At 42.2% G+C, this 23333-nt stretch carries 14 protein-coding genes; 9 read left to right on the plus strand and 5 right to left on the minus strand.

Features of this window, described 5'->3' with window-relative positions; translation table 11 throughout:
• Positions 1-17: 17 nt before the first annotated feature.
• Entirely contained in the window at positions 18-2495 is a 2478-nt protein-coding gene (locus ACQY4U_RS12970) for a hypothetical protein (protein ID WP_428329868.1), read from the minus strand.
• A 226-nt stretch (positions 2496-2721) separates the two neighbouring features.
• Between ACQY4U_RS12970 and ACQY4U_RS12975 the strand changes: the two genes are divergently transcribed.
• Positions 2722-4431, plus strand: coding sequence for a hypothetical protein (locus tag ACQY4U_RS12975; RefSeq protein ID WP_428329869.1), 1710 nt, complete (start codon positions 2722-2724; stop codon positions 4429-4431).
• A 195-nt stretch (positions 4432-4626) separates the two neighbouring features.
• Here ACQY4U_RS12975 and ACQY4U_RS12980 read toward each other — a convergent pair whose 3' ends face one another.
• The 4 genes from ACQY4U_RS12980 to ACQY4U_RS12995 are packed head-to-tail and all read right to left on the minus strand — an operon-like array spanning position 4627 to position 9349.
• Complete coding sequence (locus ACQY4U_RS12980; RefSeq protein ID WP_428329870.1) at positions 4627-5403, minus strand: hypothetical protein; 777 nt, start codon at positions 5401-5403, stop codon at positions 4627-4629.
• A 32-nt stretch (positions 5404-5435) separates the two neighbouring features.
• Positions 5436-6167 carry an MIP/aquaporin family protein gene (locus ACQY4U_RS12985; RefSeq protein WP_428329871.1) on the minus strand — a complete coding sequence of 244 codons (732 nt, stop codon included), beginning with the start codon at positions 6165-6167 and terminating at the stop codon, positions 5436-5438.
• A 25-nt stretch (positions 6168-6192) separates the two neighbouring features.
• Entirely contained in the window at positions 6193-7707 is a 1515-nt protein-coding gene (gene glpK, locus ACQY4U_RS12990) for a glycerol kinase GlpK (RefSeq protein ID WP_428329872.1), read from the minus strand.
• Between the two features lie 49 nt (positions 7708-7756).
• Positions 7757-9349: a glycerol-3-phosphate dehydrogenase/oxidase gene (locus ACQY4U_RS12995; RefSeq protein ID WP_428329873.1), complete on the minus strand. Its 1593-nt coding sequence runs from the start codon at positions 9347-9349 to the stop codon at positions 7757-7759.
• Between the two features lie 276 nt (positions 9350-9625).
• On the opposite strand from ACQY4U_RS12995, the gene ACQY4U_RS13000 reads away from it, so the two are divergent.
• The 8 genes from ACQY4U_RS13000 (at position 9626) to ACQY4U_RS13035 (ending at position 23312) form a co-directional block, all read left to right on the plus strand.
• Positions 9626-10405 (plus strand): DeoR/GlpR family DNA-binding transcription regulator, encoded by a 780-nt coding sequence (locus ACQY4U_RS13000; RefSeq protein WP_428329874.1) that lies wholly within the window; start codon positions 9626-9628, stop codon positions 10403-10405.
• Between the two features lie 94 nt (positions 10406-10499).
• Entirely contained in the window at positions 10500-11726 is a 1227-nt protein-coding gene (locus tag ACQY4U_RS13005; RefSeq protein ID WP_428329875.1) for a dicarboxylate/amino acid:cation symporter, read from the plus strand.
• Positions 11727-11885: 159 nt separating this feature from the next.
• Positions 11886-13517, plus strand: a complete 1632-nt coding sequence (locus ACQY4U_RS13010; RefSeq protein WP_428329876.1) for a DUF6377 domain-containing protein — start codon at positions 11886-11888, stop codon at positions 13515-13517.
• A 211-nt stretch (positions 13518-13728) separates the two neighbouring features.
• Entirely contained in the window at positions 13729-16719 is a 2991-nt protein-coding gene (locus ACQY4U_RS13015; RefSeq protein WP_428329877.1) for a SusC/RagA family TonB-linked outer membrane protein, read from the plus strand.
• Between the two features lie 12 nt (positions 16720-16731).
• Entirely contained in the window at positions 16732-18321 is a 1590-nt protein-coding gene (locus ACQY4U_RS13020) for a RagB/SusD family nutrient uptake outer membrane protein (protein WP_428329878.1), read from the plus strand.
• An 11-nt stretch (positions 18322-18332) separates the two neighbouring features.
• Positions 18333-19373 carry a SusE domain-containing protein gene (locus tag ACQY4U_RS13025; protein WP_428329879.1) on the plus strand — a complete coding sequence of 347 codons (1041 nt, stop codon included), beginning with the start codon at positions 18333-18335 and terminating at the stop codon, positions 19371-19373.
• A gap of 62 nt (positions 19374-19435) precedes the next feature.
• On the plus strand, positions 19436-21883 hold the full coding sequence (locus tag ACQY4U_RS13030; RefSeq protein WP_428329880.1) for a glycoside hydrolase family 31 protein: 2448 nt from the start codon (positions 19436-19438) through the stop codon (positions 21881-21883).
• Between the two features lie 46 nt (positions 21884-21929).
• The gene (locus ACQY4U_RS13035) at positions 21930-23312 is read left to right on the plus strand and encodes an alpha-amylase family glycosyl hydrolase (protein WP_428329881.1); all 1383 of its coding nucleotides are present in this window, start codon (positions 21930-21932) and stop codon (positions 23310-23312) included.
• The last annotated feature ends 21 nt before the right edge of the window (positions 23313-23333 follow it).

The following is a 23333-nucleotide window of genomic DNA, read 5'->3' on the forward strand; positions in this document are numbered from 1 at the left end:
TAGTTTTTGTATAAGCGCTAATTTTTATTGCTGATTATAATATCGCAGAATGCTGATTTTGGAACGTTATTTATTGATAAACTGCCATTTATATCACTTTTTAAAGCTTTAACAATTTTGCCGTTAACCGTTAACGAATAAGTAGTATTTGGCGTTAATTGGTGCAAAGTATAAGTAACCTCTTTTGCTGCTTTTTGCTGCCATTCCATTTTATTAGCGGCCCAGTTTTTTATAGCGATAATTAGCTCACTTGCGGCTGTTGCCTGCAAAGATACCGACGTGCTGTTTCCATTAAAATAGAATAGCTGGTTGTTAGTTGTATAAAAGCCAAAGCTTTTGCTATCCGTTAATCTAAACATTTTATCAGCTACCGAATAACTGTTATTATTAAGGGATATGGTCAGCTTTTTATTCCTGAATTTGTATTTTAATTCGGTGCCCGTAAGCTCAGGCGTAATATGTGGGTTAAGGTACAAGCGGTTATACATTGGGTTTATGCCATAAATTGCCTGGTAAAGCCCAACAATAGCAAGGCTGTTGCCCGATAATATATCATCGCCAAGGCCATCTTGCTTTACCCTGCCGTAGCGCTGAAATGCAAGCCCGTCTTTACTGTATTGGTCTAATACATTTTTTACATATTTAACAGCAAGCGCCGGGTTATATTCGGCATAAGCTTTTACTGCTATTGATCCCCATGATAAAAACAGGTCGCCGTTCTCATAAGATGGAAAAGGGTATTGAGATCTTTTAGCTTCGCCGGGTGCGTAAGGATACATGGCTAATGGCCAGAAAAACAAATTTTCCTTCTGCATTTGCGCCTCAATATTATCCAGTATGATTTTTTTACGCGCATCATTATCACAAATACCATAGGCAATTGCCATAAAGTTTACCGGGGTAACCATGTTGCGTCCATGTACGGTTTTGTCTTTATCAATCCAGTAATCATAGCAACCTTTTTCCTCGTCCCAAAAACCACCGTCTTTAGTTGGTTTATTAAAGCTTGCTTTTAGTTTGGCTGCAAAGGCCGCATAATAATTTGCTTTGCTGTTATTATTTAGCTGCTGCTCAATTGCTGCCCATTTTACAAGGGCGTGGTATAGCTTAGCGTTTACAAAAGCGTTTTCGTACGATGCCCATACAATGTCAATCCAGTCGCTGCTATGTTTTTCACTTTCATTGTTGGTCATCATTTCAACAAGCCCGTTTCCGTTACTATCTCTTTTAAGAATCCAATCAAGCACCTTCTCGCACGATAGCTGGTGTGTTTTTACCCAGGTTTTATCACCATTCATATCATACAGCTCAGCAATATTGGTCACCAGGTCAGGGTTTGAATCCATCAATATGCCCCATTGGGCTTCATAAAAACCATCTTTATTAAATTGTCCGGGTGCAGCATCTTCATTGGTATAGGCCCAACGTGGATAAACCCTGCCGTCGGCTTTTATGGCATGGTCGCGGTAATAATCAAGGCAGCTTTGGTCGCCTTTTAAATAATCAGGATCATTTATGGCCAGGCCAAGCTGGGCAATATACTGTTCGTGCAAGCAGATGGGGCCATAAGGCGTATGCCAGCTGTTGCCGCCAAAATGCAGTGAATCAATAACACCAATGCGTGCAATGGTATTTAATACCGCGCTTACCTTAGTGCCGTCAATGCCTTTAAATTTTCCACGGCCATATTGTTCATTAAAGTCAAAATAACTTAGGGTAATGCTTTGCTTGCTGCTTGCAGCAGGTAAAGCAAATGGTGCCCAAACATCAGTTGCACCCCTTATAAACCTGCGCCTGTTGGTGCCGCTGTCGGCTTTTGGCAATAGTTCCTTACCTGATACGCTGATGGTATAGGCCAGCTTATCATCATTGGTGCGGGTATATTTCATGGCAACATTTTTACCCGGGGCGCTTACGGTTATATTTAGCCCGTTACCGGTTTTGCTGTTCCAGAAATTTGACGACCGGGTATGCACGCCATAAGTACACAGTTTTTCGTTAAAAAGATAAAACCAGGCAAGGCCACCATATCCCTGATATGCACCTTCCCAGGTATTGATACTATCAAAATTAAATACCGGCATAGCCGCTTCATCGGCCTTTATGGGTTTGGTCGAACTTCTTTCAATGGTCCATTTTATTGATTTATTGCTGATGGCAAACACCCAGTTTTCTTTAATAGTAAGGTTGTTATCGCCATAATCAATACCGCTTATCCTGATTATGTTCCCTGTCTTTATTAAAACAGGAGATTGTTTTAAATGCAGGGAAGAGTAAGTTTTACCATCCACACTTACCGATGTAAAAATGCCATCGGCACTGCCAATAACTTTTTGTCCGTTAATTATAAGCGAAGTAATGCTTGCTTTTTCGCCATAGTTAAGCACCAGGGTTATCTTCGGGTTGCTGATCATAATTTCTTTAGAAACAGCTATAGCCGGTACAAATAGAATTACTAAGTAAACTAAACAGGTATAAATTTTTTTGGCCAACATAAGATGCTTTATGAATTAGTAATTGCAGACAAGCCGAAGCTAATGGCTATTAATTCCTCAAAAAAACACAAAAATCATTTATAACTATCAATCTATTTTAAAGCGCGTTATAAATGTTACCGTTTAGATTAGCAAGACGGGACGGTACAGGATGCCTAAACTTAACAGTTACTTATATTTGTCTGCGGCATATCAGCCCGCTTTTATACGCCATTTATAAAACTTAATGAAAAGTAAAATCAGCCTGAAGCTTTTAGTGTGTATTATAGGTAGCATTATCAGTCTTACAACACTTAGTTCATTCTATATTTTAAAAAAGGATCGTGCGGCTTCAAAAAATAGTACTGCTCATCCGCGGATAGTAAACATTGTAAACTTTATCCGTTTGCTGGAGCCAAGAGATTCGAGCATTACCGAGGATGTGCTTTATCAAACCGTAGTAAAACAGGTTGCCATAATGAAAAAGTACAAATTGGGCGGTACTTTTTTATTACAGTATGATGCCCTGATTGATCCCCGTTATCAGAAGCTGTTGAAAACCCTGCCTCGCGATTCGTTTGAAATTGGCGCATGGTGGGAGATCCCCCAACCGCTTGTTGAAAAGGCCGGACTGAAATGGCGTGGTAAATACCCCTGGGACTGGCGCGCAAACATTGGCTTCTCAACAGGTTACACACCTGCCGAACGTGAAAAACTGGCCGATGTTTACATGATAGATTTTAAAAAGATCTTTGGCTATTACCCAAAATCGGTTGCATCATGGTTTATTGATGCGCATACGCTCAATTATCTGTATCAAAAATATAAAATAGTGGCCTCGGCTAACTGCAAAGATCAATATGGTACCGATGGTTATACCCTTTGGGGCGGATACTGGAACCAGGCCTATTATCCGAGTAAAATAAATTCCTACATGCCGGCGCAACATGCAGCCAATCAAATCCCTGTGCCAATTTTCAGGATGTTGGGGAGCGATCCTGTGCGGCAATATGACAACGGTTTGGGAACAAGCAGGCAGGGCGTAGTTACACTTGAGCCTGTTTATAAATTTGGTGGCGGCGATTCTACCTGGGTAAGCTGGTTTTTTAAAGAGTTTGTTAAGGGCGAGCCGATGGAATTTGCCTATACACAGGCAGGGCAGGAAAATTCATTTACCTGGGATGCTATGGCAAAGGGTTTTGAGCTGCAAATGCCTTTAATTGCTTCCCTGCGGGATGCGCATAAAATCAAAGTAGAAACTTTAGCAGCATCCGGCGAATGGTTTAAGGCGCATTATAAAGTAACCCCGGCAACATCCGTCACCATCAATAATGATATACCCGGCAGCGATAGAAAAACCATGTGGTTTAACAGCCGTTTTTACCGCACAAATTTACTGTGGGAAAAAGGGACGTTAAGATTCAGGGATATTCATCTGTTTAATGAAAAGTTCCCGTCGGTTTATGAAACAAAAAAAGCGACCAGTAACGAGTGTTCGTTTTTTACGCTTCCGGTTGTGGATGGCTATATATGGAGCAATGCCCGGCAAATGGCAGGGCTTAGGTTTAAGGCCAATATAAATGGGAGCGAGGTTGATTTAGAGGGTGGCAACCCGGTGATTACAAGCCCCGTACCCGGTAAGCTGCAAATTGTATGGCCATTAAAATCAGGCTATGGAACATTGGTTGTTGATATGGATGAGCGCGAAATTAAAATGAAGGTAACAGGTGCAAAACAGGTTGACTGGTTTTTAGATCTGGCGGTGGCCGATAAAGCGAAACTTCCTTTTACCAAAATAAATCGCAAACAGGTAATTTGTAGTTTTGAGGGGATGAACTATTTCCTGAAAGCATCAACAGGCTATTTTGAAAAACAAGGTGCTGGCAGTGTTTTCAAAATCTATCCTGAAAAGGGTACGCTTACTTTAAACTTAGCAGATACTAATAGCCTGAAATAGAATCTCATCATTACAAAGATTTTGTGATTGGTACATTAATTTAACCACATAAGCCGCTAAGGAATCGCAAAGTTCACAGAGGACTTATACAGGTGTATTTGATAAAAGAGGTTTATGTTTCTTTGTGAATTTTCTCCATGCACTTTGCGGTTAAATCAACTACAGAGGCACGGAGAAAAGCACAGCTCTTCAGGTTTAAAAAACATTAACGACCAATTGCAGTGCCCCGGTTTTATGCTCGGGACTAAACATAGCCGTTGCTGCAATAGGCATGTGGTAGTTGAAAAGTACCAGATCCTTATTTAGTGTTAAGCCCGTATTTACAATATTGGGTTTGGAGCCATAAAAGTTTTGATCGCGGCCAAATGCAAAACCACCGCCTGTAAAAACGTGGAGGTTTGACGTGCCCTGTTTCCACAAACGATAATCAAGTACTACGTAGTTTGAGTAGGCATTTGCCAGGTCGCCATTGCTTTTTACATAAGTATCGCGCCCCTGCACAATAGTGCTCCAGTTAATACTTAACGGAAACGAATTGCCAAACTGGTAGCCGGCTGTTACATCAATAAAGTGCGATGTGCTGGCCGGGTTATAGTTAAACAGGTTGGCGTTTGGATAGTCGGTGAAATTGTTAATATCCCAAACCGAAAAATTAAAACCCTTTTTGGTATAACTTACATAGTAATCAAACTCCTTGTACTCACCGTTAAAGCCTTCGCCTCCCCATACGCCAATGGCAAGGCTTCCATCGCGGGTGGAATAATGCATATCCACATCGGCAATCGGGCTGTTTGATACCCTGAACCCGCGCCATATATAAAGGTTGCGCAACTGCAGGTTTATATCAAACGGCTTATATTTTTTGATGGAGGTAGTATCTTTTTTTCGTGCGGTAGTATCCTGGGCATGGCCATAAAGACAAAGGCATAGCCCAAGTATAGCCATAAGGCTACCTTTATAAATGGTTTTCATATAAAGATGGGGTTAAATAATAATTGGTTTATTTATCCATGTAACTGGTTGTATAAAAGTGCTGCTATTACCGAGCCTATTATGGGCCCGGCCACCGGGATCCAGGAGTAAGCCCAGTCACTGCCGCCTTTGCCCTTAATAGGCAATAGGGCATGTACTATACGCGGGCCCAGATCACGTACCGGATTAATGGCATAGCCTGTTGTACCACCTAACGAAAGTCCAATTACCCAAACCAAAAATGCCACGGGCAAAGCGCCGACAGAACCAAGCCCTATTGGTGTTTTTGAGGGCGTTATTTCGGCTCCGCTGATGTAAAATATCACAAATATGAGCACAAAGGCACCAATAATTTCACTTGCAATATTTGATTTATAGTTACGTAAAGCCGGGCCTGTACAAAAAACTGCTAATATAGAGGCTGGCTCATTAACACGGTTAAAATGATCGTAATACATTAACCAAACCAAAAATGCGCCTAAAAATGCGCCTAAAAACTGAGCAATTATATAAGGTATAACCTGTGCCCATGCAAATTTACCGGCAATGGCAAGGCCAATGGTAACTGCGGGGTTTAAATGCGCGCCGCTGTATGGCCCCGCAACAATAACGGCTACAAAAACAGCCAGACCCCATGCGGTGGTAATAACCATCCAGCCGCTGTTGTTTCCTTTGGTATCTTTTAAAAGTACGTTGGCAACCACGCCATCGCCTAAGAGTATCATCAGCATTGTGCCAATTAGCTCAGCTATAAATGGAGACATCTTTTTTGAGTTTTAAGGTTGATAACTAAACCAGTTCATCTTCGGTAACTTCTTCAACAGAGCATTGCGCAGTATGGATAGCTTTTTTCCACCCGTGGATTCCTTTTTTAATAATTGCAGAATCGCCATTGGCTGTAAACTCTTTCTCTGATTTCCAAAGCTGTTGTATCTCTTCAACGTTTTTCCAGTAACCAACTGCTAAGCCTGCCAGGTATGCTGCACCTAATGCTGTTGTTTCGACTATGGTAGGCCTTATTACTTTACAGTTCAGCAAATCAGACTGAAACTGCATCAGCAGATCATTTGCTGTTGCGCCGCCATCAACCCTTAACTCTTTTATCTCCATGCCCGAATCTGCCTCCATCGCTTTCAATACATCCATAGTTTGGTAGGCAATTGATTCAATAGCCGCACGGGCAATGTGCCCGGCATTGGTACCACGGCTAAGGCCAACAATAGTTCCCCTAACATCGGGTTTCCAGTAAGGTGCCCCAAGTCCGGCAAAGGCAGGCACAAAAAATACCCCTTGCGTATCGGGTACGCTTAAGGCCAGTTTTTCAACATCTGCAGATTTTTGAATAATCCCCAGGCCATCGCGCAGCCATTGTACCACTGCGCCGCCAATAAATATACTGCCCTCAAAGGCATATTGAATTTGGCCGTTAATTTTCCAGGCTACGGTTGTAAGCAGGTTGTTTTTTGATTCAATAAACTCGTTGCCAATGTTCATCAGCATAAAGCAGCCTGTTCCATACGTGTTTTTAACCATTGCTTTTTCAATACACATCTGGCCAAACAGTGCGGCATGCTGATCGCCGGCTATACCGGCTATAGGTATTTTTGAAGCAAATATGGTGGTCGCGGTTTCACCATAGATCTCGCTTGATTGTTTTACCTCGGGCAGCATGCTTTTGGGGATATCTAAAAGGGCCAGTAACTCATCATCCCATTGCTGGGTGCGGATGTTGAAAAGCATGGTACGGCTGGCGTTGGTAATATCGGTAACGTGTACATGCCCCCGGGTAAACTTCCATACCAGCCAGCTATCTACAGTACCAAAAGCAAGTTCGCCGGCATTTGCTTTTTCACGTGCGCCTGCTACGTTATCTAATATCCATTTTATTTTAGTGCCTGAAAAGTAGGAGTCTATCACCAACCCGGTTTTTGAGCGGATCATATCTGTTTTTCCTTCTTTTTTTAGCTGATCGCAAAACTCAGCGGTACGCCTGTCCTGCCAAACTATGGCATTGTAAACAGGTTCGCCGGTATTGCGGTTCCACACTATGGTTGTTTCGCGCTGATTGGTAATGCCTATAGCTTTTATATTGGTTCCGTTAATGCCCATCTTAACGGTAGCCTCTGCTGCTACACCTGCCTGCGTTGACCAGATCTCATTGGGATCGTGCTCTACCCATCCCGACTGTGGAAAGATCTGTTTAAATTCTTTTTGTGCAACAGATCTGATCTTCCCATCATGATCAAAAATAATGGCCCTTGAACTGGTAGTTCCCTGGTCTAATGCTAAAATGTACTCTTCCATAACAATATAGTTTATCTTCGGTATATATGTAAAAAACTGGTTTATTGGTTTATGCTTTTGGCAGGTATGGCTCAAGCAAATAGCTCTGCGCCAGTTTGGTAAATGCTGCTACCTGCTCTTTTTCCCATAAGGTGTCTTTATTAAGCTCGGCCGCTAATAGTTTTGCTACAGCAGGGGCCATATCAATAGCTGCGCGGGCATCTAAAAACAAAGCCCTTACACGGCGTGCCAGCACATCTTCAATATTGCGGGCCATTTCGTTTCGTACGGCCCAAATAACTTCGGCTTTAATGTAGGGCAGGCGTGTGTGCAGCTTTTCTTTCCATTCGGCATTTTCATTGCTTAGAGCCAGTAAGGCGGCCTGGTCGCTCCCGTAAACGTATAAATGATCGTTGCGGTCAACATCGGTTTTGCTGCCGTGTATAGTCAATGTTTTGGTTTTGTTGGCTTTGGGTACTAAGCCCCCCACGGTAATGGCCTTATCAATGGTGTCTTCGCCCATGCGGCGGTAGGTGGTCCATTTACCTCCGATTATAGTGATCAACCCCGAGTCTGAAACGATCAGTTTATGGCTGCGCGATATTTCTTTTGTTTTTGATGAACCGCTTTCGGGGGCGGCTAAGGGGCGCAAGCCTGCAAATACACTCAATACATCTTTAGCGGTAGGCGCTTTTGTTAAATATTTAGTGGCTGTGCGCATAATAAAATCAATCTCCTCCTGTAAAGCCACAGGTTCAAGGCTATGCTCATTTATTGGGGTATCGGTAGTGCCTACTACCAGCTTATCATGCCATGGCACCGCAAAAAGCACACGCCCGTCATCTGTTTTAGGAATCATCAGCGCATCCTCGCCAGGCATAAACGAACGGCTGAGTACAAGGTGTACACCCTGGCTTGGCCTTACCATCGGCTTCCTTTCGGGCTTATCCATATTTAAAATATCATCAACAAATACGCCAGTAGCATTGATTACTGTTTTGCCTTTCAGCGTATAGGTTATGCCTGTTTCAATATCGGTGGCTATAACCCCGGTTATTTTAGCTGCTGTGTTTTTGTTTAGGTTAACCACCTTAAAGTAGTTAAGTATGGTAGCGCCTTGTTCCAAACCTGTTTGTACAAGGTTTATGGCAAGCCTTGCATCATCAAACTGGCCATCGTGATAAACAACACCACCATATAAGCCTTTTTGCTGGATAGTGCTTAATTTACTGATCACTTGTTTTTTTGAAATATGCTTAGCCCTGCCGAAACCTAATTTGCCAGCCAGCAGATCGTAAATTGATAAACCAATAGTATAATAAGCACCGCCCCACCATTCGTAATTGGGAATAATGAACGATTCGTTTTTTACCAGGTGTGCTGCATTTTTTAGCAGCAGGCCCCTTTCATACAGCGCCTCCCTTACCAGTGCAATATCTCCCTGGGCAAGGTAGCGCACGCCGCCATGTACCAGCTTGGTACTGCGGCTTGATGTGCCCTTGGCAAAATCGGCTTGTTCCAATAAAAGAGTTTGATAACCGCGCGATGCAGCATCAACCGCTGCACCCAATCCGGTAGCGCCGCCACCTATTATAATTACATCCCATATTTTTTCGGGGTTGTTAATGGCTGCTGCAATTTTATTTCTTTCGGTGCTGATCATGATTCTATCCAATTTAATAATAAAGCTATTTGCTTCGTTTAATAATTCAAAATTACAAATCGAAACATATCGAAACAATTATTTAACATTTAGAAAGCAATTTTTATAAAAAATGCAGTTTTTTAGCCTTTCTGTTAACCTGAAGTAGGTTTGGACACGCTTAAATTGATGGATAAAGAAATAAAACGAAAGCTTTATTGCGCTGCTGATAAGGCTTTTTTAACAGATGTGTGCAATTTTGTTACGCTTATTGTTACTTTTGGGTAAACACGGGGCATGAAAAGTATAACCGAAAGGCATCAGTACATTTTAAAGAAGCTTAATGATGCGGGTTATGTAAACGTGCAGGACCTGAGTATTGAAATGAAGGTTTCGCATGTAACTATCCGTAAAGATCTGCGTTTGCTGGAGGATAAGAACCTGCTTTTCCGTACCCACGGCGGCGGCTCAAAAAATAACCCCTACACCAGCGACAGGCCCGTTGAGGAAAAAGAGCAGCTTTACGCCAATGAAAAACAACTGATTGCCAAAGCCGCAGCAAAAATGATAGGGCATAATGATTCTATTATTATAGCATCGGGTACAACCATGCTGGCACTTGCCCGGTCAATTAATCCGGAAACACATTTAACCGTTATAACTTCTGCTTTAAACGTTGCATTGGCTTTATCCCATCATCCGCAGGTGGATGTATTGCAGCTTGGGGGCCAGTTAAGGCCCAACTCATCATCCGTTATGGGCCCTTATGCCGATCAGATATTGGATGATGTTGCCTGTAGTATCCTTTTTTTAGGGGTTGATGGGATAGATATAGAAATGGGCCTAACCACTACCAGCTTAATGGAAGCCCACCTGAATCAGCGGATGATAGAGGCTGCCCAGATCACCATTGTATTGGCTGACAGTTCAAAGATGGGCAGGCGGGGATTGGGCAGGATATGCCCGCTTGACCAGGTGCAGCATATTATTACCGATGATGGTGTTAATCCATCAACCATAAGGCTGTTAGAAGACAAGGGTATTAAAGTTACCGTTGTGCCAACCGGCAAAAAATAAGAGCCCCCGTCTGTTTTATCAGCCTTGTGTTTTGTGACTGTTGCGGGTGCCAAGTATTTAATAATATAGCTATATTACCAACAGAAACCATTACATGGATCACTGGATAAAAAACTACAAGGGAATTATTTGGCTGTTAACCGGTATTATTATTGGCAGCATTGCCGGGATACTATTTGGTAAGCAGGCCGAAATACTTAAACCTATTGGTGATATATTTTTAAACCTGCTGTTTGTTGCGGTCATTCCATTGGTGTTTTTTGCCATCTCATCGGCCATTGCCAACCTGCATGGCGAGCAAAAGCTAAGCCGCATAATGACTATTATGACCGGCGTCTTTTTATTCACCGTAATTATTGCTGCCCTGGTAACCATTGCAGCAGTATGGCTTTTCCCGCTGCATCAGCAGTCAGTAGTTTTAGCAGGTGCAGCTAACCAGCAAACGGGTAAAAATCTATCCGGCGACGAAATCACCCAATTATTTACCACCAGCGAATTTTATAAGTTGCTATCCAGGCAAAACATGCTGGCCATGATCATTTTTGCCCTTTTAACCGGGTTTGGTACTTTACGGGCAGGCGAAAAGGGAATGGCTTTCAGCCATTTTTTAAACGCAGGTAACGAAGTGTTTAAAAATGTGTTTGTCATCATCATGAAACTTGGCCCAGTAGGCTTAGGGGCATACTTTGCTTACCAGGTTTCTGTGTTTGGGCCATCGCTGTTTGGTACTTACGCGCATACATTGGGGATAGGATATGGGGTAAGCATTTTTTACTATGCTGTATTTTATAGTATTTATGCCTTTATAGCCGGCGGCGTTAGGGGGGTAAAAAAATACTGGAAAAACAACATCATCCCATCGGTAACGGCTGTGGGTACCTGCAGCAGTATAGCTACTATACCTGCCAATCTTGAGGCTGCAAAAAAAATGGGTGTTTCGGCAACTATAGCCGGTATAACCATCCCGCTTGGTGGCACGCTGCATAAGGATGGGTCGAGCGTTTCGTCTATTTTAAAAATGGCGGTGGTGTTTGCCATGTTTGGGAAGAGTTTTAACAGCCCCGAAGTTATTTTGCTGGCCTTAGGGATGACGGTATTGGTAAGTATAGTTGAGGGCGGCATACCCAACGGTGGCTATGTTGGCGAATTACTTTTTATATCCGCTTATGGTTTCCCTCCGGAGGCCCTGCCGCCGGCCATAATTATAGGTACCCTGATTGATCCCGTTGCAACACTGCTGAACGCCACAGGCGATACCGTTGCGGCCATGTTGATTAACCGCTTTGTTGATAAAGAACAATGGGCTATCCAAAATAATTAAGCAGATTAATTATGGGCCTGATACTCAAATTGCTAATGCTGTGCGATGAATGCTTTTAAAGTATTTAAGATGAGCCGGGCTTTTACCAATACTTATTTAGTTAAAAAGATTTCTAAATTTAGCTTTTTATAGACCAACACATCAACAGCCAGGGGACGTATGACTAAGCTAATTAAATTATCAGTTTTAATTAACCTGTGCTTATGCTTTGATTTTACTACCCGGGCGCAGTCAACCACCGATAGTTTACTGAACGAGCTGAATATCGCCCTTGCCAATAAGGATGTTTACGTAAAAAAGAAGCTGGATCAGATCCGCTTATTAGACCATCAGTTAGCATCCGTTAAATCGCCCCAGGAAAAATATACTGTATATGAGTCGCTTTATGAGCAGTATAAATCATTCAGTTATGATTCATCCTACTATTATGCTAAAAAACTCCAGCTAACCTCCCTTACTCTGAAAAACCCGGTGCTGATTGCATCGGCTAAAATGAAACTGGCCTTTACACTGCTTTCGTCGGGTTTGTTTAAGGAAACGCTGGAGGTGTTGAACAGTACAGATCTGAGCCCGCTATCGGCACAGGATAAAGTAGATTATTATTTTTTAAAAGCAAGAAGCTATTTTGACCTGTCGGACTATAACCGCAGCCCTGATTACAATGCAATATATGACCCGAAAGGGATAGCTTGTATTGATTCGGCCCTTGTGTTATCAAAACCGGGAACATTCAGCTACTTAGAATTAAAAGGCCTTAAAGACCTGCGGAATGCAAATAATGTAGACGGGCTGAAAACGTATGTAGCATTGTTAAACTTCCACGATTTAACCCCGCATCAGTTTGCAGTTAACGCCTGCTGCCTGAGTTATATTTACGAGGTAAAGGGTATGCAGGAACAATCGGTCAATTTACTGATCAGGGCTGCAATATCAGACATCCAATCGGCCACCAAAGAAACCGTTGCCAGTTATAAGCTGGCAGATATCCTTTATAAAAAGGGCGATATTAAAAATGCTTATGTATTTATAAAGCAAGCTATGGACGAGGCTACCTTTTATGGTGCCCTGCACAGGCAGGTAAAGATCAGCAGTATTTTACCCATTATTGAAGCCCAGTGGATAAACCAAATAGAACATCAAAAAAAGTTGCTGTACACCTATTCGTTTATCATTACGCTGTTAGTTGTATTTGTGGTGGTGTTTGCAGTGATCATTTTCAGGCAGTTGAAAAAGCTGCGCATAGCCGATAACCTGATCAGGGAAGCTAATGTATCCCTGAAGGAAAGTAACAGTGCGCTTGAAGAGCTGAACCGCAATTTAAGCACCGCCAATAAGATCAAGAACGAATACATTGGCTATTATTTTAACATCAACTCCATCTACATTGAAAAATTGGAGAGCTTTCAAAAATCGATAGATAAAAAATTAAGCAGTAAACGTTATGAGGATGCGCAGGCAGCAGTCAAAAACCTGAACCTTGAAAACGAAAGGCTGCAACTTTTCCATACGTTTGATAAGATCTTCCTTGGCTTGTTTCCTGATTTCATCCACAAATTTGATTCCCTGTTTAATAAAGGCGAAGAGATCATTATACCCGATGGGCAATTGATGAGTACCGAGCATCGCATATTTGCACTGATCAGGATGGGCATTCATGATAACGACCGGATTGCTAAATTACTGGGCTATTCTGTAAATACAATTTACTCCTACAAAAACCGTATAAAAAACAGATCCTTTATCGCTAACGATGAGTTTGAAGATAAGATAATGGAGATAGAAGCGGTTTAAAAATCATATTCTTCGTAATTTTAAATCTATATTGGTCGCAGCTTTTTTTGTTATAAGTTATTTATAATCAAGTCATTATAAATATAAACTGCCGATATTTTCTATATTGGGCATAGCGGGTATTGTCTTTACATTTTCGTCTGCTTTCCTTTGATTCGGATTTGGCATCTATACCAGGTCACGTAAACCAATTTTTAAACCTAACGAATTAATGAAAAAGATTTACTTTTTAAGGTACAGTTTTCTGTTGCTTTTTATTTGTATCTCCAGCCTGGCAATTGCTCAAACTGGTACAATAACAGGCCGGATAATTGACGACACCAATGAGCCGCTTCCGTCGGCGACCATTGTTCTAAAAGGCACCTCGCTAAGTGCCGCAGCAGATGTAAACGGTTATTTTAAAATAAGCAATGCGCCTAATGGAGCGCAGGTGCTTGTAGTAACATTTTTGGGTTTTCAAACGGTGGAACAACCCGTTACCATTAATGGAGCCGTTACTGTTAACGTGCAACTAAAGCCATCATCAGTATTGCTTAACCAGGTAGCCGTAATTGGTTACGGCTCGGTACGTAAAAGCGATGCTACAGGTGCTGTTGATGTGGTTACCGCCAAGGATTTTAACAGGGGCGCGGTAAACTCCATTCAGGATGCCGTATCAGGAAAGCTGCCTGGTGTTGTGATAACTTCAAACAGCGGTGCGCCGGGTAACACGTCAACTATTCGTATCAGGGGTACAACTTCCATCAATGCAAGCAGCGATCCGCTTATTGTTATTGATGGTGTGCCTATCAGTAACGTTACAGCCGGTGGTACTGCCAATATTTTAACCACCATTAACCCTAATGATGTTGAAAATATTACGGTATTGAAAGATGCTTCGGCTACTGCTATTTACGGTTCAAGGGGATCGAGCGGTGTGATTTTGATCACCACCAAACGTGGTACAAAAAGCCTGAGCATAAATTATAATGCCCTGGGTTCATTATCAGTAATACCTAAAGAAGTACCGGTTTACACAGGCGATGAGTTTCGCGCGCTGGTTAACCAGGTTTATGGCGGGCAAACTGCCGTTACCTCGTTACTTGGCAAAGCCAATACTAACTGGCAGGATCAGATCTATAAAAAAGCTTTTGGCGAAGATCATAACCTGAGCGTTGCCGGTACAGCTAAAAATATGCCTTACCGGGTATCATTAGGGTATAATAACTCTGACGGGATACTGAAAACCTATAACTACTCGCGTACTACGCTTGCGGTAGGCCTTGATCCAAGCTTGCTTAATCATACTTTAAATATCCATATCAACTTAAAGGGTTTATATAACACCAATAACTTTGCCGATCAAACAGCTATTGCAAATGCCGTAAACTATGATCCTACCCAGCCTGTTTATAATGGGAACACACGCTGGAGAGGTTATACAACCTGGACAACCAATGGCAATACCAACATTAACGGCGCACCGGTTACTTTGGCAACTGCCAACCCGCTTGCCCGTTTAAATGAAACCGATAATACTTCAACATCAAGAAGAAGCATCGGTAACATACAATTTGACTATAAAATACCGGGGATTGACGGGCTGCATGCCAACGCCAACCTTGGTTATGATTACGCCATTGCTTTTGGGCACAACAACGTGCGCGACAGTACACAATGGGTGTATTTGCCGGTTGCATCAGGCGGTCAAAAGGCATCATACAATACGGTTAACCGCAACCAGTTAGCTGAGTTTTATCTGAATTATAAAAGAAATCTTAAATCAATAAACAGTGTGGTTGATGTAACCGGCGGTTACTCTTTCTCTCATTTTTATACAGAAGGTAATGCTTTCTCTTCGGATTATGCCCAAACTACCTTTAACCCGGCTTCGCCATATAGAACTGAGTATTATTTAGCTTCGTTTTTTGGCAGGGTAAACTATACTTATAACAATAAATATATACTTACTGCTACAGTAAGGGATGATGGTACTTCAAAATTCTCTCCTAAAAACAGGTGGGGTGTTTTCCCGGCAGGTGCACTGGCATGGAGAATTAAAGAAGAAGACTTTTTGAAAGGCAGCACTGTGCTTTCAGATTTAAAGATCCGTGTGGGTTATGGTAAAACCGGTCAGCAGGATTTAAACAACAATAACAATTACCCTTATCAGGCACGTTTTACGCAAGGTGATAACTCATCAAGATACGAATTGGGGAATACCTACTACAATACACTTCGCCCGGAAGGTTATGTGGCCGACATTAAATGGGAATCAACAGCAACTACCAATGCCGGTATTGATTTCGGTTTCCTGAATAACAGGTTAACCGGTAGTGTTGATGCTTATTATAAAAACACAACCAATATTTTAAACATAGTTAACAACGCAGCTTTAACCAACTTTTCATCAACATCGCTTAAAAACATAGGTAGCATGGTGAACAGGGGTTTTGAGTTTGCACTTAGCGCTATTGCAATTGATCAAAAAGACCTGCACTGGCAAATTGGATATAACTTAACTTTCAATAAAAACAAGGTAACCAGCCTTATTGGTGCCGACAATCCTGATTATATTTTACAAAATCAATACGCAGGTATAGCCGGGGCAACATCAGGAGTTATACAGGCTGATAAAGTTGGCTACCCAATCAATTCATTCTACGTATTTCAACAGATATATGATAAGAACGGTAAACCGATTGAAGATGGTTTTGTAGACAGAAATCACGATGGCCAAATAAACAGCAGCGACTTATACCTGTACAAAAAGCCGGATGCTACGGTATTGATGGGTATCAACTCAGACATTGCTTACAAACGCTTTGATTTTAGCTTTTCGGGCAGGTTAAGTTTAGGCAATTATGATTATAACAATGCTGCTTCGGGCAGTACTTACCGTGGATTGTATTCTTCGCTTGGTTATTTAAGCAACCAAACCACAGCAGCCAGCGATACAAAGTTTACTACTGCATTAATGACAAATCAATCTGACTACTATATCCAGAATGCATCATTCTTCAGGATGGATAATATGAACGTTGGTTACACTTTTCCTGCTTTTGTAAATAACAAACTAAAGCTGCGTGTTAATGCGGGTGTACAAAATGTATTCGTGATCACATCATACAAAGGTTTAGATCCTGAAATAAGCGGCGGGTTAGATAATAACTTCTTCCCGAGGGCACGCATTTATCAACTGGGTTTAAATGCAAGTTTTTAAGATAAAAATATTATGAAAACATATAAAATATTTTCAATTGTAGTGGTCATGATAGTCATGTTTACCACTTCATGTACTAAGGATCTGAACACAAAGCCCATTGACCCTTTGGTTACTACCTCGGCCGATGTGTTTGATAATCCTGCGGCTTACAAGCAGTTTTTAGCCAAGCTATACGCTTCATTAGCGGTTACCGGCCAAAAGGGTGGAGCAGGGGCTCCTGAAATACAGGCACCGGATGAGGGCACCACCGCATTTATCCGCGAGTATTGGGCAGCAGAAGAAGTAACTACCGACGAGTGTATCAACGCTTGGGGCGATGGTGGGCTGGTTGAATATCACGGTGGCGTATGGTCAGACAATAACGCATACGTGCAGTTAATGTATGAACGTTTTTTCATCAACATAGCTTACACTAACGAATACATAAGGGATGTAAATGCAAAACTGCCTTCACTTACCGGGCAGCTAAAAACCGATGCCACCCTTTACGTAGCCGAAGCCCGCTTTTTAAGAGCTTACTTTTATTATTGTGCTATGGATATGTTTGGTAATGTACCTTTTGCAACAGAAACTGATTTGCCGGGAACATTTACACCAAAACAAATTGCCCGGGCCGATCTTTTTAAATACATTGAATCAGAACTGATGGCTATTCAGCCGATACTGCCTGAGAAAAATGAATATGCACGTGCCAGTAAATATGCCGACTATGCTTTATTAAGCAGGATGTATTTAAATGCCAAGGTATACACAGGTACAGACAGAAGCACCGATTGTATCACTTACAGCAATAAGATCATCAATGCGGGTATTTACTCATTACATAACAAATACGCTGAACTGTTTTTGGCCGATAACAACCTGCGCACCGACGAAATAATTATGCCGGTTGCCGAGGATGGCGTTAACACACAGGATTATGGTGATGTAACCTTTATTATCCATGCTGCGGTAGGTGGGTCAGAGGATGCAACCAACCAGTTTGGTATTGCAACAGGTGGCTGGGCAGGTAACCGTTTAACCACCACTTTTGTTAATAAAATGTTTGCTGATCCGTCAGGAAATACCGATTCGCGAGCCATATTTTATACCAACGGGCAAACGCTAAACATAAGTAGCCCAACCATTTTTACGCAAGGTTATTTATGTGCCAAGTTTAAAAATGTGACTTCGGGAGGTGCGCCGGGTTCAAACAACAATTTTGTTGACACTGATTTTCCTCTGTTCCGCTATGCCGAAGTTTACCTGAACTATGCTGAAGCTGTTTTACGCGGCGGATCTGGCGGTGATACCGGTACTGCACTTAAATACATCAATGCATTGAGAGAAAGAGCTTATGGCAGTACCGCAGGTGATATAACTGCCGGGCAGCTTGATCTTAATTTTATGATCAATGAGCGTGGGCGCGAACTGTATTGGGAAATGTTCAGAAGAACTGATCTGATCAGGTTTGGCTTATTTACAGGGGGGAGTTATCTATGGGATTTTAAAGGAAATGTACAGGCCGGTACTGCTACCGATGCACATTTAAACCTGTTCCCTATCCCGGCATCAGACAGGTTGCTTAACAAAAACTTAGTACAAAACCCAGGCTATTAATTAAATTCAACATGAAAAAAATATTATTAATATTAATGGGATTAACATTGGTAGTGCTATCTGCTTGTAAAAAAGATCATTTAGCCACAGTTACTTCCAGCATTGCGGCACCGGTAATATCAAACCCTGCCGATGGCTCCACTATAAATGTAACCGTTGCAGATTCTGCCCAGGTATTGAAAATTACCTGGGCAAAGCCGGATTATGGTGTTGATGCCGTTGTGAGTTATTTTGTTCAGGCTGGTGTAACAGGCAATAACTTTGCAAGTGCTTATGCCCTGGCTAACTTAACGTCGGCAAATTCAATGTCTATTAGTTATAACAGCTTAAACAGCAGGTTAATAAGCGGGTTAAATCTTCCGCCAAATGCAACCTCATCTATCCAGATCCGTGTAGGAACCGCTATTTACGGTAAGGATACCGTATACTCAAAACCGGTTAAAATAGCATTCACCACGCTTGCCCTTAACCAGTTATGGTTACCGGGGTCGTACGAGGGATATAACCCGGCGGGTGCGCCAACCATACCAAATGTTACCACAACGACTTACGAAGGGTACGCCTTTTTCAGCGCTCCGGGTAACTTTAAGTTTACTTCGGCACCTGATTATAACCATACCAACTATGGCGATGCAGGCAACGGCAAGTTAACCATTGATGGTAATGCAGGCGGTATAGGCTATGCTAACGCAGGGGTTTATAAGTTAAACGCAGATATTACCAATCTTACTTATTCGGCAGTATATATCCAGTCGTTTGGTATAATTGGTACAGCTACCCCACAAGGGTGGAATGCATCAACTGCTATGACCTATAACCAGGCAAACGGTACATGGTCAATCAAATTAAACCTTGTTGCGGGAGCATTAAAATTCAGGGCTAATGATGCCTGGGATATTAATTATGGCCCGGCAGATACCAATGCCTTAACCGGTACGCTTATTCAAACCAATGATGCAATAACTATCCCGGCAGATGGTAATTATACGGTTACTATTGATATGAGCCAATCTGTACAAAAGAAATATCTTTACACAGTAACAAAAAACTAATACTTTATAAAAAAAGCAGGGCAGCCTGAACGCTGCCCTGCTTTTTACAGATAATGATCTACATGACAAAAAAATATCCTGTTCTTTTTCTGCTTCTTTTACTGTTTGGGGTACAAACAAGTTTTGGCCAGCACAGCCAGGTAACCAATATGGGTAATGTTGTTTCTGTTAAAACAGATCAGCAAAAAATTACCCTGAAAACGGAGAATGCTTATGCTGACATTACCGTTTATACACCATCGGTTATCCGTGTCAGGATTGATAATAAACCATTTCAGCCCGATTTTTCTTATGCGGTAGTTGGTAAGGTAATGCCTTCAAAGGTCAGTATCAGCCAAAATGATAATACCATTGATGTATTGACCGATTCATTGCGGATGGTTATCCACAAAAAACCATTTTCAGTTGCCTTTTACACCACCGGGGGTAAACTGATAAACGAAGATGAAACCGGTTTAACAACATCATGGGTAAACCAGGCGGTTACTACCTATAAAAAAATGCAGGATGGCGAACACTTTGTTGGCTTAGGCGAAAAAACAGGCAACCTTGACAGAAAAGGACAGGGCTATACCAACTGGAACTCGGATGTATATGCTTATAACACCGCGATGGATCCTTTATATTCAACCATCCCGTTTTATATTGGTATCCATCATGATGTTAACTACGGCATCTTTTTAGATAATACCTATCAATCAGATTTTAATTTTGGTGCCAGCAATAACCGCTTTTCATCATTTGGTGCACGTGGCGGCGAGATGAATTATTATTTTATTTATCACAAGCGCCTGGCCGATATTATTACCTCATACACCTATTTAACGGGCCGTATGCCATTGCCGCCAATGTGGGCGCTGGGTTACCAGCAAAACAGGTATAGCTATTATCCCGAAACTGAGGTAATGCGTATTGCACATACCATGCGCGAAAATCATATCCCTGCCGATGGTATTACCCTTGATATTCATTACATGGACCGTTACCAGCTGTTTACCTGGAACAAAAGCCGTTTCCCTGACCCGGCCGGTATGAATGCCGAGCTGCGGAAGTTGGGTTTCAGAACAACGGTGATTGTTGACCCCGGTATTAAAGTTGAAAAAGGTGCACCGGCTTACGAAAGTGGATTAAAAGAAGGCATATATATTAAATACCCCGACGGGCAGCCTTATACCGGCGAAGTATGGCCGGGCTGGTGTAATTTCCCTGATTTTACCAGCGTTAAGGGCCGCGAGTGGTGGCACAAGCAAGTTGATTTTTTCGCCAAATCGGGCGTTAGCGGGATTTGGAATGATATGAACGAGTTTTCCACCTGGGGGCAAAAGGCACCTGATAATATATTGTTTGATTATGATGGCAGGCAAACCACGCATCTTGAGGCGCATAATGTATTCGGAATGCAAATGGTGCGCGCAAGCTACGAGGGTGCGAAAGAGAAATTTGGCGAACGTCCTTTTATATTATCACGATCTGGCTATGCAGGTTTGCAAAGATATTCGGCCATCTGGACAGGTGATAACCGTGCCGAAGATGACCACATGCTGTTAGGCGTACGTTTATTAAACAGCCTTGGCTTAAGCGGTGTATCATTTACCGCTATGGATATTGGTGGTTTTGTAGGTAGCCCAAGCATACCTTTATATACCCGCTGGATGCAGATAGGGGCGTTTATCCCATATTTCAGGAATCATAGCGCCAGCGACACCAAATCGGCCGAGCCGTGGACGTTTGGTAAAGATGCATTGGATGTTACCCGCAGTTATATCAACCTGCGTTACCAGTTGCTGCCTTATTTATATTCTACTTTTTATGAGTCGTCGGCCAATGGGATCCCGGTAATGCGGTCTTTGGCCATCAATTATACGTTTGACCCCAAAGTATTAACCGCGGCGTTCCAGAACCAGTACCAGTTTGGCAGCGCCTTTATGGTAACACCATTTGAAAGCACCCGCGATTTTGGAAAGATCTACCTGCCCGAAGGAACCTGGTACGATCTGTACACCGGCGCACAGGAGCAAGGTAAACAGGAAAAAATAATTCCCTTAACCATTAATAAACTGCCTATTTATGTAAAAGGCGGCAGCATCATCCCAATGCAATCATTAATACAAACCACAGCCGAGCAGCCAACAGATACACTGGCTATTCATGTTTATAATGGCAACAGCGCTAATACGTTTGTTTATTATGAGGATGATGGCAAAACCTTTAATTATCAAAAAGGTGATTTTTATAAAAGGTTAATTATGTTTGATCCTGTAAAGCATACGCTTACATTTGATAAGGCCGAAGGCAGTTATAAATCACACTTTAAATACATCAAACTAATCATGCACGGCTTTGAACAGTCGGCATCATTACAGGCGGGTAACGATAAGTTTCAGCTACAGGACGGGCAGTTTGCTTTTCTTGGTACAGCCGCCGCCGATAGTCCTTACCCTACAGAAAACTGTGTGGTTAAGTACACTACCATAAGCAACAATACAGAACGCATTCAATTAAATTATTAAATAAAAAGAAGAAAAGGTGGATATGATTAGCAGGAAAAATTTTAAAATGAACAGTTTATTATTACTTATCACGCTTGCAGCATCGTTAATGGGCTGCAGCAAAAAAGCGGTAACACCCGTAACGCCGCCACCGGTGGTGGTTACGCCCCCAAATACTTATCAGGATCCGGCCCAATACGGTACACCTTTTACCGGCGTACCGGCTACCAAGGATATGGTAATGTACGAGGTAAATATGCAAACCTACACGCCTGCAACCTTTAGCGGTGTAACAGCAAGGCTTGATTCTATTAAAGCATTAGGGGTTAATGTAATTTGGCTAATGCCAACCTACCCGATAGGTGTGCTTAAAGCAATAGGTTCGCCTTATGCAGTTAAGGATTATACAGGTGTTAATGCCAATTTTGGTACTATCGATGATCTGCGGAACTTAGTTGCGCAGGCCCACAGCCGTAACATGGCCGTTATTTTTGATTGGGTTGCCGATCATACCTCGTGGGATAACGCCTGGATCACCAATAAATCATGGTATCAGCAGGATGCATCAGGAAATATAATTATCCCTCCCGGCACTACTTATACCGATGTTGCTGCATTGAACTTTAACAATACAGATATGCGTACCGCTATGATCCGTGCCATGAAATACTGGGTTTATACGGCCAATATTGATGGTTACCGTTGCGACTTTGCCGATAATGTGCCATCAAACTTTTGGACACAGGCATTAGATACATTGAACACCATAAAAACGCATAAGCTGATCTATTTGGCCGAGGGTACCACCAGTGCCGAAATATCTTCAGGCTTTCAGTTGGATTATGGGTTTAGTTATTACAGTACGCTGAAAGGAATTTTTGCAGGCACACAAAGCCCAAGTACTATTTTTACTACCAATAGTAATGAAATTGCTTCCATCCCATCTACAGGCACTAAGTTAAGATACACCACCAATCACGATGATGCATCGTCTGATGGCAGCACACTTAAAGTTTATAATAGCAAGCAAGGTGCATTAGCTGCATTTGTTTTAGCAGCCTATATGGATGGCGTGCCTTTAATATATGATAGCCAGGAAGTTGGTTACCCGGGCAGCATCAGCATATTTACCAATGTGCCAGTTGATTATACTGCCAACCCTGACCTGGTAGCTGGTTATAAACAGATCATCGCGTTCCGCGCGGCACATGAGGCTATTAAAACAGGTACCTTAACGGCCTATAACAATGCTGATGTGATTGCTTTCGAGAAAAAATCAGGTACTGATGATGTGCTTATCCTGGTAAATGCCCGCAACAGTGTGGTCAACTTCAGCATCCCGGCAGGTTTGCAAAATTCAACCTGGACAAATGGCTTTACCAATGCAAGTGTAAGTTTAAATACGCAATATACTTTTCAACCCTATACATACCTGGTGTTGAAAAAATAAACAGCTCTTTATACAATTGGT

Source organism: Mucilaginibacter sp. (assembly GCF_965277465.1).
Classification (GTDB): Bacteria; Bacteroidota; Bacteroidia; order Sphingobacteriales; family Sphingobacteriaceae; genus Mucilaginibacter.

Excerpts from the sequence above, each read along its gene's own strand:
- ACQY4U_RS12970 (WP_428329868.1), bottom strand. The coding sequence starts at position 2,495 with ATGTTGGCCAAAAAAATTTATACCTGTTTAGTTTACTTAGTAATTCTA.
- ACQY4U_RS12975 (WP_428329869.1), top strand. The coding sequence starts at position 2,722 with ATGAAAAGTAAAATCAGCCTGAAGCTTTTAGTGTGTATTATAGGTAGC.
- ACQY4U_RS12980 (WP_428329870.1), bottom strand. The coding sequence starts at position 5,403 with ATGAAAACCATTTATAAAGGTAGCCTTATGGCTATACTTGGGCTATGC.
- ACQY4U_RS12985 (WP_428329871.1), bottom strand. The coding sequence starts at position 6,167 with ATGTCTCCATTTATAGCTGAGCTAATTGGCACAATGCTGATGATACTC.
- glpK (WP_428329872.1), bottom strand. The coding sequence starts at position 7,707 with ATGGAAGAGTACATTTTAGCATTAGACCAGGGAACTACCAGTTCAAGG.
- ACQY4U_RS12995 (WP_428329873.1), bottom strand. The coding sequence starts at position 9,349 with ATGATCAGCACCGAAAGAAATAAAATTGCAGCAGCCATTAACAACCCC.
- ACQY4U_RS13000 (WP_428329874.1), top strand. The coding sequence starts at position 9,626 with ATGAAAAGTATAACCGAAAGGCATCAGTACATTTTAAAGAAGCTTAAT.
- ACQY4U_RS13005 (WP_428329875.1), top strand. The coding sequence starts at position 10,500 with ATGGATCACTGGATAAAAAACTACAAGGGAATTATTTGGCTGTTAACC.
- ACQY4U_RS13010 (WP_428329876.1), top strand. The coding sequence starts at position 11,886 with ATGACTAAGCTAATTAAATTATCAGTTTTAATTAACCTGTGCTTATGC.
- ACQY4U_RS13015 (WP_428329877.1), top strand. The coding sequence starts at position 13,729 with ATGAAAAAGATTTACTTTTTAAGGTACAGTTTTCTGTTGCTTTTTATT.
- ACQY4U_RS13020 (WP_428329878.1), top strand. The coding sequence starts at position 16,732 with ATGAAAACATATAAAATATTTTCAATTGTAGTGGTCATGATAGTCATG.
- ACQY4U_RS13025 (WP_428329879.1), top strand. The coding sequence starts at position 18,333 with ATGAAAAAAATATTATTAATATTAATGGGATTAACATTGGTAGTGCTA.
- ACQY4U_RS13030 (WP_428329880.1), top strand. The coding sequence starts at position 19,436 with ATGACAAAAAAATATCCTGTTCTTTTTCTGCTTCTTTTACTGTTTGGG.
- ACQY4U_RS13035 (WP_428329881.1), top strand. The coding sequence starts at position 21,930 with ATGAACAGTTTATTATTACTTATCACGCTTGCAGCATCGTTAATGGGC.